The sequence below is a fragment of the Sphingomonas astaxanthinifaciens DSM 22298 genome (assembly GCF_000711715.1).
GTDB lineage: Bacteria > Pseudomonadota > Alphaproteobacteria > Sphingomonadales > Sphingomonadaceae > Sphingomicrobium > Sphingomicrobium astaxanthinifaciens_A.
This window is the reverse complement of record NZ_JONN01000002.1, coordinates 236,762-249,467: the sequence shown is the minus strand read 5'-3', so window position 1 is coordinate 249,467 and position 12,706 is coordinate 236,762. Positions and strand designations below refer to the sequence as shown.

Sequence of the window (12,706 nt, the reverse complement as noted above, 5' to 3'; positions counted from 1 at the left end):
GCCCGCCGCGACTCGACGCGCCACCTCGGCACGAAGGAGAGCTGCACCATGCAAGGCACCCCACACCGGCACGAGCCCGTCCCCGGCACCAGAGCCATTGCGCTGGTCGGTCCGGCGGGCGCGGGCAAGACCTGCCTCGCCGAAGCCATGCTGTTCGCCAGCGGCGCGATCGACCGGCAGGGCGACACCGGACAAGGGACCAGCATCGGCGATTCGAGCCCAGAAGCGCGCGCCCGCGGCGGCTCGACCGAACTCAATCTCATGCATTTCACCTGGCTAGGCGAGCGCTTCGCGCTGATCGACGTCCCCGGCGGAACCGGCTTCCAGGCCGATGGCGCCCGGGCGCTCAGCGTCGCCGACCTCGCCATCGTGGTGGTCGACCCCGACCCCGCCCGCGCGGCCCTCGCCGCCCCGACCCTTCGCCTGCTCGACGAGCTCGGCCTTCCGCACCTCGTCTTCGTCAACCGGATCGACAGCGCCCGCGGTTCGATCGGGGACCTGCTGCAAGCGCTCCAGCCGCTCAGCGTCTCGCCGCTCATCGCCCGGCAGATCCCGATCACCAGCGGCGACAAGGTCAGCGGCTTCGTCGAGGTCGCGCTCGAACGCGCCTTCCATTACCGCCCGGGCGGCCCGTCCGAGCAGGTCGCCATGCCCGCCGAACTCGATGCGATCGAGGCCGAGGCCCGCACCCGCCTGCTCGAGCATCTCGCCGACCATGACGACGCCCTGCTCGAGCAATTGCTGATGGACGAGACCCCGCCGCTCGAGACGGTGCTCCACGACCTTGCCCGCGAGACAAGCGACAATCTCGGCGTCTCGGTGCTGTTCGGTTCGGCCGCCAATGGCTGGGGCGTGCGCCGGCTGATGAAGGCGCTGCGCCACGAGGCCCCCGCTCCCGCCCGGACCGCGCAGCGGCTCGGAGTCCACGATCCGGCGCTGTTCACGGTCAAGGTCAGCCATGGCCATGCGCTGGGGCGGCTGGTCCTCGCCCGGATGCTCGGCGGCACCCTCAGGGAAGGCCAGGAACTGACCGGCGGCGATGGCCGCGCGGTCAAGGCCGGCGCGCTCTTCGCCCTGCAGGGCGAGAAGAGCCAGCGGCTGGGCGAGGCGCCCGAGGGCGAGGTGGTCGCGCTGGCCAAGGTCGATGCGATGCATGGCGGCGAATGGTTCGGCCGGAGCATGCTGCCGCCGCTGCCCGAGCTGCCCCTCCCGTCGCGCAACGTCCGGCTCGCCATTGCCCCCGCCGATCGCAAGGACGACGTCAAACTGTCCGGCGCGCTCCACAAGCTGACCGAGGAAGACCCGACGCTCCACGTGGATCATGACGAGGACGACCATGCGCTGATCCTGTCGGGCGTGAACGAGGAGCAATTGTCGGTCGTGCTTGCGCGGCTCAAGCGACGTCATGGCGTCACGGTCACCCAGCGCCCGCCCCGCGTCGGTTATCGCGAGAGCATCCGCCGCAGCGTGGTCCAGCGCGGCCGACACAAGAAGCAGTCGGGCGGCCACGGCCAGTTCGGCGACGTGGTGATCGAGCTTCGTCCGCAGGAGCGCGGGGGCGGCATCGCCTTCGCCGAGCAGATCCACGGCGGCGCCATTCCCCGTCAATATATCCCCGCCGTCGAGCAGGGCATTCGCGACGCCTGCCAGTCGGGACCGATGGGCTTTCCGGTGGTCGACGTCGCGGTGACGCTGACCGACGGCAGCTATCACAGCGTCGATTCGAGCGAGCTCGCCTTCCGCACCGCCGGCCGGATCGCGATGCAGGAAGCGCTGGCCGCGGCGCAGCCGCACCTCCTCGAACCCGTCCACAAGGTGACCGTGGTGACCCCGGCGGGAGCGACCAGCAAGGTCAGTTCGGCCCTCGCCGCCCGCCGCGGCCAGGTCCTCGGCCTTGGGCCCCGCGAGGGCTGGAGCGGCTGGGACCGGGTCGAGGCGCTGGTCCCCGAGGCCGAGCTCCAGGGGCTGGAAGGCGAGCTGCGCTCGCTCAGCCAGGGCCTCGCCACCTACGAGGCCGCGTTCGACCATCTGGCCGAACTCAACGGCCCGCTCGCCGAGAAGATCGTCAAGGCCAGGGAGGTCGAGCCGGCCTGAGCCATGGCGCCGCCCCGGCGGAGGCCGGGGCCTCGGGAGGATCGCGCAGACCGCCCGAGGTCCCGGCCTTCGCCGGGACGACGGCTCGCGCTTGACTTCACGCGCCCGCGCCGCGACGCCCGCTGGCAATCAATAGTTGCGGAGCGAACTCGTGGCCAAACGCCTGACCTGGTACATTCTTGCAGCCCTCGTCCTGGGGCTGGTGACCGGCTGGGCGATCAACGCCGGGATTGGCGACGCCACCCCCGAGGCCAAGGCGCGGCTGGGCGAGATTGCCGACTATTTCGGGATCGTCACCACCCTCTTCCTGCGGCTTATCAAGATGATCATCGCCCCGCTCGTCTTCGCGACCCTCGTCGCGGGGGTCGCGCACATGGGCGACACCGCTGCGCTGGGCCGGGTCGGCGCGCGAACGATGGCCTGGTTCATCACCGCCAGCCTCATTTCGCTCACCCTCGGGCTGGTGCTGGTCAACCTCCTCCAGCCGGGCGTCGGGCTCGACCTCCCGCTGCCTGCGGCCAATGCGGCGAGCGGGGTCGATACCTCGACCTTCGACCTCGCCAAATTCGTGACCCATGTCGTCCCTTCCTCGGGCATCCAGGCGATGGCCGAGAACGAGATCCTCCAGATCGTCGTCTTCTCGCTGTTCATCGGCGTCGCGATCACCGCGGTCGGCGAAAAGGCCAAGCCGCTGGTCCGCGCGATCGAGGGGCTGGTCGAGGTCATGCTGGTGGTCACCGGCTATGTCATGCGCCTCGCCCCGCTGGCGGTGTTCGCCGCGGTCGCCGCCTCCATCGCCGAGAACGGCCCGGGCGTGATCCTCACCTTCGGCCAGTTCATCGGCAGCTTCTACCTCGGGCTGGTGATCCTGTGGGGCTTCCTCTTCACCGTCGCCTTCCTCGCCGTCGGCAGGCGGGTGACCCACCTCATGCGCTACATCCGCGATCCGCTGGTGCTGGCCTTCTCGACCGCCTCGTCCGAAGCCGCCTATCCGCGCACGCTGGAAGCGCTCGACAAGTTCGGCGTGCCGCCGCGGATCGCCAGCTTCGTGCTACCGCTCGGCTACTCCTTCAACCTCGACGGCTCGATGATGTACATGACCTTCGCGACGATCTTCATCGCGCAGGCCTATGGCATCGACCTGTCGATCGGGCAGGAGATCTTGCTGCTCCTGACGCTGATGGTGACCAGCAAGGGCATTGCCGGGGTCCCGCGCGCGAGCCTGGTGGTGATCGCCGGCAGCCTCGCCATGTTCAACATCCCCGAGGCCGGTCTGCTGCTGATCCTCGCGGTCGACCATTTCCTCGACATGGGCCGCTCGGCGACCAACGTCGTCGGCAATGCGGTGGCGAGCGTGCTCGTCGCCAAGTGGGAGGGTCCGCTCGACGTCGAGGAAAGTCCCGTCATCGAGCACGCCCACGCGCCGAGCCACGTGCCGCCGCCACCGCCGTCGGTCTGAGGTGGACCTGCTCGACCTGCCGGAGCGCTACCGGCTGATCCTCTGCGACCTGTGGGGCTGCGTCCATGACGGCTGGCGGGTGTTCGACGGGGTTCCCGCGACGCTCGCCACCTGGAAGGCGCAGCAGCGGCTGGTGCTGTTCGTCACCAACGCGCCGCGCACCGCCGACGCAATCCGCGTGCAGCTTGAGAAGCTCGGGCTCGACGAGGATCTCGACGACGGGATCATCACCGCGGGCGAGGCCGGGGCGGCCGCGCTGCTGGGTCGCAAGGTGGGCTTTTGCGGTACCCATGACGACCGGGCCGACCTCGAACGGCGCGGGCTCACCTTCACCAGTCACGGCTTCACCGAACTCGCCTGCGCCGGGCTCGCGGAGGGGGAAACGGTCGCGGATTATGCCGACCGGCTGGCGGCGTGGGCAGCCGACGACGTCCTCCTCCACTGCCTCAACCCCGACCGGATCGTCCACCATCAGGGCGAGGTGATGGTCTGCGCGGGCGCGCTTGCCGACGCCTATGAAGCGCTCGGTGGCCGCACGCGCTGGTACGGCAAGCCCTACCCCACCATCTACGAGTATGCGCTGCGCCTCGCCGGGATCACCGACAAGTCCCATGTCCTCGCGATCGGCGACGGGCTCCAGACCGACATGGCGGGCGCGGCGGGCTTCGGGATCGACGCGGTGTTCGTGACCGGGGGCATCCACGCCGGCGACGATCCCGTCTTCGAAGGTGGCTGGCGTCCGGTCGCCAGTGTCGAGGGCCTGGGAACCGACGCCGCGGCTCGGACGTAGGGCCAGCCTTCCGATGTTCGACAGCCACCCCCACCAGCCCGGCGCCAGGCCGCGCCCCGGCACGCGCGAGACGATCGCTTTGCTCGCCGGGCTGATGGCGATGAACGCCTTCGCCATCGACGCGATGGTCCCCGCCCTTCCCGACATCGGCGCGCATCTCGGGGTCGTCGAGGAGAACCGCCGCCAGCTGGTGATCGTCGCCTACACCTTCGGCTTCGGGCTGGGGCAATTGCTGTGGGGCCCGCTCGCCGACCGCTTCGGACGCAAGCCGATCCTCGTCGCGGGCGTCGGCGCTTACGTTGGCTTCGCCTTCTTCTGCTCCTTCGCGCCGAGCTTCACCGCGCTGATCGCCGGACGCCTGCTGATGGGCGCCTCGGCCGCGAGCACCCGCGTGCTGGTCGTCGCCATGGTCCGCGACCTGTTCGAGGGCGAGGCCATGGCGCGGGTGATGAGCCTCATCTTCATGGTCTTCATGCTGGTGCCCGTGCTCGCCCCCAGCGTCGGCCAGGCGATCCTCCTCGCGGGACCGTGGCAGGCGATCTTCTGGCTGCTCGGCATCTATGGCTTGCTGATCGGGCTGTGGGGCTTTCTTCGCCTGCCCGAGACGCTTCACCCCGAATACCGCCGGACCCTCCAGATCGGCGAGCTCGCGCAGGCGGCCAGGGCCGTGCTGACCGAGCGCCAGTCGCTCGGCTACACCATCGCCCAGACGGCCATCTTCACCGGGCTCATCGCCTATATCAGCTCGATCCAGCAGATCGTCTTCGACGCCTTCAAGGAGCCACAGATGATCGGCCTCGTGTTCGGCGCGGTCGCGGCCCCGATGGCGCTGGCGAGCTGGCTCAACAGCCGCCTCGTCGGACGCTTCGGGCTTCGCCGGGTCGGCCATTCGGGCGCCGCCGCCTTCGCCACCCTGACCCTCGCCCACGCGGTCTTCGCCACCGCGGTCGGCGAGAACCTCCTCGTCTTTGCCCTGCTGCAGAGCCTGGTCATGGCGAGCTTCGCCTTCTGCTCGGCCAACCTCAACACGCTGGCGATGCAGAACATGGCCGCGATCGCGGGCATGGCCTCGTCGATCCAGGGCGTGATCGGCACCATCTTCGCCGCGATCGGCGGCTTTGCCATCGGCCAGGCCTTCGACGGGACCCAGTTGCCCTTCCTCTGGGGACTGTCGCTGGCGGGCGCGATCGGCCTCGGCCTGATCGTCGCGACCGAGCCTAGGCGGATGTTCGAGCGGCGAGGCCCCGCGCGTGGGCAAGCACCGTTTCGCCCAGCACAGCCAGCCGAGTAAGGTCGCGCGGCCGCTCGAGCGTGAAGACGGGCACGATGCGCGCAATCGCAGTGACCGCGCGCCAATGGTCGGTGGCCGTCCCGGTCTGCGCGACATAGCCGCCGCGATAGGTCTGGTCGAACAGCGCGCTGACCGCTGCCGCGCCCGATAGCGGACGGATCGCGATTTCGGGCCCGTCGGCAAGGATGTAGATCGCGCCCAGCGCCTGCCCTTCGGACGCGAGCGCGGCAGCCGCGACCGGCACGTCCCACTTGTCGAAATCCTCTTCGATATAGCTTCGGTCGAGCCCGTCGCGCGCGAACCCCAGCCCTTCGAGCGCCTCGCCCCACAGCCGCAGCCGGGGCACGCCGGGAAAGGCGATCGCGGCATCCTCGTCGGGGCGAATGACGATGACATCGTCGCCGATCAATTTGTAGCCCTGCCGGTGGAACCAGCCGGCCAGCGTCGACTTGCCCGCGCCCGAGGTGCCGGCGACCGCCACCGCCTTGCCGTCGACCACCACCGCATTGGCATGGAGGGGCATCAGGCCGCGCTGGTGGAGGAGCATCCCCATGGCGCTGCCGAGAAGATAGAGCCGGACGTTGCGCGCGGGCATGTCGGCGGGCGCGTCGACGAGGATCTCGCGCCCGCCGCGCACCGCGAAGGAGCCCGCTTCCTCGACCACCAGGTCGGCGGTCCCCGCGAGGTCGGCGCGGCGCACCGTGACGTCGACCGGCGCGGCGGGATCGGCGGGCAGCAGGCCCGGAAGCGCGATCTCGCTGGCGATGGTGAGGCCGAACAGGCGGACGTGGCTCATCCCCATGCCGCGACTTCGGCATATTGGGAGGCGACCTCGCCGCCGTGGACCATCTTCCCATCGACGCTGATCCAGACATGCGCCTTGAGTTCGTCTCCCGCGGCAATCCCGTAATGGAGCCGGGCCGGGACCCCGCGTTCGCGCAGCATCCGCTGGACGGTCAGTCCCTGCTCGAAGCAGAGCGCGCGAAAGGGCACGCGCCTTGCGACCGCGGCGACGGTGCGCGAGACGAGTGCGACGTCGGTGTGGCGCGGGCGTCCGAGCGGAACAAGGCCGAAGGAGATGGTCTCGGGGAAGGGCCTGGCGGCGACCATCCGGTTGGCCCGCGCCAGCAGCGGCAGCGCCTCGAGCGCCAGCGTGCGGCGCTCAGGCGGGGCCGACAGGAATGCCCGGAGCGCGGCGATCATCGCGCGTCGCCGTTCACTTCCGCCGTCGCCCCGCTATGGACGATGCGATGGAGCCGATGCTTGCCCTGCTGGTGGACTGCTGCCGCCCGCGCCTGTCCGATGCCGAGCTGGCCAAGATCGGCGAGCGCTTGGCCGTGGCCGATGGCGCGCGCTTCGCCCTGCTTGCCCGGCGTCACCGGGTCGAGGGGCTGGCCTGGCGCACGGTCCAGCGGATCGGGGTCGTTCCGCTGGGGCTCGGCAAACTTGGCGAAGACGCGCGGCACATCGCCGCCGACGGGCTGGTCATGGCGGTCGAAAGCGCGCGGGTCCACCGGACCTTCGCCGCCGCATCGATCCCGCATCTCTTCCTCAAGGGGCAGACGCTCGGCGTGCTCGCCTGGGACAATCCGATGCTCAAGCGCCAGCTCGACATCGACCTGCTCGTGCCGGGCAGTGCGATCGGGCGCTCGGCGGCGCTGCTGGCGGGGCTTGGCTATGTCCAGCAGGTGCCCGAGCCCTCGGTCGATCCGTCCGACTGGCACCGCAGCCGCAAGGAAAGCATGTGGCGGAGCGACGACGGCATCCTGCTCGACCTTCACAGCCGGGTCGCCGACCATTCCGCGATCCTGCCGACGGTCACCGCCACCGTCCCGGCGCGGATGGTCAAAGTCGCCGGCGGGGTCGAGCTGCCGACCCTGCCCGAGCGGCTGCTGCTCCCCTATCTCGCGGTGCACGGATTCTCGAGCGCCTGGTTCCGGCTGAAATGGCTGGCGGACTTCGCCGCGCTCGTCTCCCGCACTGCGCCCGCCGAGCTCGCCCGGGCGGCCGAGCAGGCCCCGCGCCTCGGCGCCGGCCGGACCCTCGCCGCGGCGCTGGTCCTGTCCAACCGGGTGATGGGGACGCCGCTGCCCGCCGAGCTCGAGCATGATTCGGGGTCGCGCACCCTCGTCAAACTTGCCCTCGCCGCGCTCAACGATCCGCGTGAGCCGACCGAGCGGGCGTTCGGGACGCTCGGCATCCATCGCTCGCAGCTCCTGATGGTCCCGGGCTCGCATTTCTTCATGAGCGAGGCCGTTCGCCAGTTGGGCGCGCTCCTCACGCACTGACGAGACCGTCGTCGGTCAGCGTGAGGTGCTTTGCCGCCTTCACCGGCCCGCGGTTGCTGCGCGCACTTCTGCGCTGCGCCTCGTAGCTGCGCGGCTCAGCCATGAAGGCGAGCGCCAGCGCGAACAAGGCCTGGATCGCGGGATCGCGCAAGGGAAAGTCGACGAGGCTGTGGCCGAGGATGGCGGCAGTGGCGATGGTCGCGGCGAGCGGCACGAGCTCGCGCTCCTCGGACCGCCACAACTGGATCGTGCGGGTCAGCCACCAGGCGAGCAGGGCCAGCAGCAGCAAGAGGCCCGGAACTCCCGTCTCGAGCAGCCATTCGAGCGGATCGCTGTGCGCATGGTTGATGAAGACGCTGTCGACCTTGGCCGGGTCCTCGCGCAGGCGATAGACGCGCTCGAAGCTGCCGAGCCCGGTCCCGACCGGGAAATTCTCGACGATCGCGGGCACGGTCCGCCGATAGATGTCGCTGCGGGTGCTGACCGAGGTCTGGGACGAGCCCGCCTCGCTGAAGGCCGCGATCCCGCCGACCCCGCCGAGGAGGAGCAGGAAGGCGGCGAGACTCAGCCATTTCGCGCCCGGGCCGGCCTTGGGAAGCGCGAGCGCGAGACTTGCCAGCAGCACGGGCACCGCCAGCACGAGCGCGGCCATGGATCCATTGAGCGCGATCCCCATCAGCACCACGGCCAGCGCGCCGAGCGCGATCATCACCCGGCTGATCCGCGCCTTGGGATCGGCCCGGCGGCTCGAGCGCAGCGCATTGCCGACCAGCGCCGCGAGGAACGGGATGGTGGTGAGGAGCAGGGTCGCCTGATGGTTGCTGTTGGCGAACAGGCCGGCGGCGGTGCCGGTGTTGCTCTGCGGGTAGAGATAGGGCCCGCCCTGAAGCAACTGGAGCGCGCCGAGCAGCACGGACAGCGAGGTGCCGGTGACCAGCGCGGCGATGCACCATCGGCTGCGATAGGCGCCGAGGACGAGCACGGCGGCGAGCATTCCGAGCGGAACCGCAATCACCGTCAGGCTCTCGAGCGTCGCCGCGGGACTGAGCGAGAGTGGCAGCCATGGCAGCGCCTCGCCGCGCAGGCGGAAGCCCTCCGCCACCACCGCGCGACCGGGAAGCGCGCTCCACAGGCCCGGGGGAAGCGGCACGAGCTGGAGCAGGCACAGGCCCACCCAGGCGATCCCGAGCCAGAGCAGCATCCGCGCCGCCGGCGTGGGCGTCGAGCGCTGCGCCGCGAACAGCGACCAGAGGATGAGGCCGATACCGGCGAGCTGGAGGACGAGGTTGCGCCAGATGCCCTGCGTGCTGCCGCCGAGCAGCAGGCACAGGAGCAGGAAGGCCGGCGCCGCCGCCGGGCGCAGCGCGCGGATCACGAGGCGGTCCCCGCGCCGACCAGGCTCACCCGACTGAGCTCGGTCGAAACCGTCTGCGGAAAGTCGCCCATGCGGGCCCACAGCGACAGTTTCTGCGCCGCGCAGTCGGGCGCGACGCTGAGCGCCGAGTCATTGTCGTTGCCCCCGATCGGCAGGACGGTGGCGGGCTTGCCGGTGCCGAGGCAGGCCAAGCGCCATTCGAACGTCCCCGCCGGGACCTTGCCCGCGAAGCTCGAGCGAAGGCGGTAGGAGCCGGCAGGGAGCAGCAGGACATGGTCGGCCAGCGCGGTATCCTCGCGGCCGTAATAGACCAGTCGGACCGGCCCGCCCGCGACCGCTTCGGCGACCCCGGCCGAACTGGTAATGAAGCGCCAGGTCAGCGGTCCGCCCGCGCCCGGCGCCCAGCTCGACAAAGCGGTGCCGCCGCCGCTCACCCCGGCCCGTGCGAGCAGGCGGCGGGCACCCTCGACATTGCCCGCCCCGAGCCGGACGTCGGTGGCACGAACGAGCCAGGCCCGGTCGGCATCGTCGGGCCGGGCCAGCGCGACCAGCAGCGGCGTCGATGCGGGATCATTGGCGAGCCGCTCGAGCACCTGCTGGCGAAGCGCGGGGTCGTTGCCGAGCACCGGCGCGACCTTGGCGAGTGCGCCGGGCTGGCGGAGATAGTCGGCGAGCGCACCGGCAAAGCCGATCGTCGCCGCACCCAGCCGGCGGCCAAGCGCCCCGACATGGCCCAGCGCCTCGGCCAGCCGCTGCTGGCGGATGAGGAGGTCGGCGAGCAGGAAATGCGCCGCGGTCGAGCGCGGATCTCGCCGAAGCGCGGCCTCGAGCAGCCGCTCGGCTTCCTTCCGATTGCCTGCCGCGAGCGCCTGGGTCCCGGCGACCAGCAGCGGCTCGGCCGCCAGCGGCTCGGACAGGCCCACCCGGCGGATTGCCTCGAGCGCCTGCGGCGGCGGGCTCTGCCCCTCGCGCGCCGCGGTTCCGATCTCACCCAGCGCGAGAGCCAGAGTCGGCTTGGGATGCGACGACCAGACGGCATGGGCGAGCGCCGGGCGGCTGTCGCTCAGCCCTTCGACCACCGCTGTCCGGACCGCCTGCACGCCGGCCAGCACGAGCACGGACGCCGCCGGCCAGCGCCACCACAGCCGCGTCCCCCCTGCGCCCCCCTGCCCCGGCATCAGGCGTCCTGATGATGCGGAATGAGCGCGATCCTTTCGCGGCGATCCTTCAGCTCCCCGTAGCGATAGCTGTAGTAACCGTAATTGCCGCTGGTCTCGGTCGCCTTGGTGAGCAGCCCGCCGAGGAAATGCGCGCCCGACGCCTCGAGGGCGTTGAGGCTCTCGGCCGCCTGGCGGGTCCGGGTGCGCCCGGCCTCGACCACGAACAGGAGGTTGCGGCAGGTGTGCGCGATCAGCGGCGCGTCGGCGAGGCCGAGCACCGGCGGCGAATCGACGATCACCATCTGGAAGTGCATCAGCGCTTCCTCGAGGATCATCCCGAACCGCGGGGTGGAGAGAAGGTCCGCCGGATTGGGCGGAAGCGGGCCGCACGGCAGCAGCGACAGATTGTCGAACTGGGTCGGCGCGATATGCTGGAGCACCTCATCGTCGTTGGTGAGCAGCTTGGTCAGCCCGATGTCTTCGTTGGCCGCGCGGAAGGCGGGCTTGCGAAGATCACTGTCGACCAGCAGCACCGACATGCCGCGACGCGCGAAATTCTGCGCCAGTGACAGGGCCGAGGACGACTTGCCCTCCGCGCTCGAGGTCGAGGTCACCATCATCAGCCGCGGCGCGCCCTGCTCGGTGGTGAAGCGGAGCGCCGCCGCCGCCGAACTATAGGCTTCGGAGACGATCGAGCCCGGGTCGCGCAGGTCGTCGATGAAGTCGCCCTTGGTCTGGCGCTTGGGGATCTGGCCGAGGCAGGCGAGCCCGAGCTTGTTGCGCATGTCCTCGCGGTTGCGGATCGTGTCGCGCAGCATGTCGAGGCCGACCGCACCGCCGAGACCGGCGAGCAGGCCGAGGCCGAGACCGGCGAGGAGGTTGAGCGGCAGGTTGGGCTTGAACGGCCCGCCCGGCACCTCGGCGCGGTCGACGATCGAGATGGGCGACGTGCCGACCCCGCCCGCGACCCCGATTTCCTTGTAGCGGCCCAGCAGCGCGTCATAGAGCGTGCGGTTGGTGTCCACCTCGCGCTGGAGGATGCCGTACTGCACGCTGCGCCCGCGCAGGTCGAGCACCTCGCCCTTCAGCCCGGCGACACGGCCTTGGAGCGCGCGCTCGGCGGCCACGGCCCCGCGATATTCCTGCGCCAGCGAATTGACCCGGCCGGCATTCACCTGCGCGCCCTCGCGGGCGATCTGGGCGCCGAGCGCATCGATCCGCGAGCGCAGGCTGACCATCTCGGGGTGGCTCGGCTGAAGCTCGGTCGCCTTGTCGCTATATTCGGCCTCGAGCGCGGCGCGCGCCTGGCGCAGGCTCTGGGTCGAGGTGTTGACGTCGGCGGTCAGGCCCGACGAGGCGGCGGCGCGATAGGCGCCTTCCGCCGCGACCCGGCGCGCGGTCGCCTGGGCGAGCGCGGCATTGAGCGCGGCGAGGCTTTCGCCCTGGAGGCTGTTGCCGGCCTCGGACGAGCCCGACTGGCCCTCGCCACCGCCGCCGCCGCCCATGGTGATGATCCCCTGCGCCTGGGCGTAGGAGGCGAGCTGCTTCTCGCTCTTCTCGAGGTCGCTGCGGGTCTTGGCGATCTGCCGCTCGAGGAACTTGCGGGCGTAGGCCGAGCTCTCGAAGCGGCGCTGGAGACCGGCGTTGATGAAGCTGTCGGCGACCCCGTTGGCGATCTGCGCGGCAAGCTGCGGATCAGGCGAGGTAAAGCTGTAGCGGATCAGCGTGCCTTCCTTGGGCGCTTCCACCGCGAGCCCGCCGGCGATCGTCCCGGTCGCGGCCTTGAGCCGGTCCTCGACCGATCCGCTGCTGCCCGCGACCTCGGGATTGCTGACGAGGTTGAGATCCTGCGCGGTGCGCTCGGCGACCGCCCGGCTCTGCAGCAGGCCGACCTGGGTGGCGATGAAGTCCCAGGTCCGCTGGCTGTCGTCCTGGAGGTCCTTGCCCTCGCCGACGACGTCGAACTTGGGCGGATTGACCTCGAGCGTCACCCAGCTGCGATAGAGCGGGGTCGTCAGCATGGTGACGATGATCCCGCCGGCGATCCCCAGCACCATCGCGGCAAGGATCAGCCAGCGCCATTCCTTGACGATCCGGATCAGCGTCGCGAGGTCGAGGTGCGTGCCCTGCTGGACCATCCGCATCCGTCCCGAGACGGGTCCGACCGGCCGGCCGAGATCGGCGGACGTGGCCGGCAGGCGGCCTTCGGGCGGGAAGGCGAGGTCGCGATTCAAGATGGATCTTCCTTC

10 protein-coding genes are annotated in these 12,706 nt (G+C 70.6%); 5 read left to right on the top strand and 5 right to left on the bottom strand.

The genetic code is table 11. The annotated features are described in order from the left end of the window. The first annotated feature begins 48 nt into the window (after window positions 1-48). The 4 genes from BS69_RS0112265 (at window position 49) to BS69_RS0112250 (ending at window position 5,634) form a co-directional block, all read left to right on the top strand. Complete coding sequence (locus tag BS69_RS0112265; protein ID WP_029942245.1) at window positions 49-2,094, top strand: elongation factor G; 2,046 nt, start codon at window positions 49-51, stop codon at window positions 2,092-2,094. Window positions 2,095-2,245: 151 nt separating this feature from the next. Beyond that, on the top strand, window positions 2,246-3,553 hold the full coding sequence (locus tag BS69_RS0112260; protein WP_029942244.1) for a dicarboxylate/amino acid:cation symporter: 1,308 nt from the start codon (window positions 2,246-2,248) through the stop codon (window positions 3,551-3,553). Window position 3,554: 1 nt separating this feature from the next. Next, entirely contained in the window at window positions 3,555-4,343 is a 789-nt protein-coding gene (locus BS69_RS0112255) for an HAD-IIA family hydrolase (RefSeq protein WP_051676806.1), read from the top strand. Window positions 4,344-4,356: 13 nt separating this feature from the next. After that, entirely contained in the window at window positions 4,357-5,634 is a 1,278-nt protein-coding gene (locus BS69_RS0112250; protein ID WP_051676805.1) for a multidrug effflux MFS transporter, read from the top strand. Here the strand turns inward: BS69_RS0112250 and BS69_RS13815 are convergent. Then, window positions 5,561-6,436, bottom strand: coding sequence for a phosphoenolpyruvate carboxykinase (ATP) (locus BS69_RS13815; protein WP_029942241.1), 876 nt, complete (start codon window positions 6,434-6,436; stop codon window positions 5,561-5,563). The genes BS69_RS0112250 and BS69_RS13815 overlap by 74 nt on opposite strands. After that, window positions 6,427-6,837, bottom strand: a complete 411-nt coding sequence (locus BS69_RS13810; protein ID WP_051676804.1) for a lasso peptide biosynthesis B2 protein — start codon at window positions 6,835-6,837, stop codon at window positions 6,427-6,429. Before BS69_RS13810 ends, BS69_RS13815 begins: the two co-directional genes overlap by 10 nt. A gap of 35 nt (window positions 6,838-6,872) precedes the next feature. Here BS69_RS13810 and BS69_RS0112235 point away from each other — a divergent pair, with 35 nt between their 5' ends. Further along, a complete protein-coding gene (locus BS69_RS0112235; protein ID WP_029942239.1) occupies window positions 6,873-7,922 on the top strand; it encodes a nucleotidyltransferase family protein in 1,050 nt (349 codons plus the stop codon). Here BS69_RS0112235 and BS69_RS0112230 read toward each other — a convergent pair. The 3 genes from BS69_RS0112230 to BS69_RS0112220 are packed head-to-tail and all read right to left on the bottom strand — an operon-like array spanning window position 7,912 to window position 12,691. Next, window positions 7,912-9,297, bottom strand: a complete 1,386-nt coding sequence (locus BS69_RS0112230; protein ID WP_051676803.1) for an O-antigen ligase family protein — start codon at window positions 9,295-9,297, stop codon at window positions 7,912-7,914. The two genes, BS69_RS0112235 and BS69_RS0112230, sit on opposite strands and share 11 nt — an antisense overlap. Beyond that, on the bottom strand, window positions 9,294-10,475 hold the full coding sequence (locus BS69_RS0112225; RefSeq protein WP_029942237.1) for a tetratricopeptide repeat protein: 1,182 nt from the start codon (window positions 10,473-10,475) through the stop codon (window positions 9,294-9,296). Before BS69_RS0112225 ends, BS69_RS0112230 begins: the two co-directional genes overlap by 4 nt. Further along, complete coding sequence (locus BS69_RS0112220) at window positions 10,475-12,691, bottom strand: GumC family protein (RefSeq protein WP_051676802.1); 2,217 nt, start codon at window positions 12,689-12,691, stop codon at window positions 10,475-10,477. Before BS69_RS0112220 ends, BS69_RS0112225 begins: the two co-directional genes overlap by 1 nt. Window positions 12,692-12,706 lie beyond the last annotated feature (15 nt).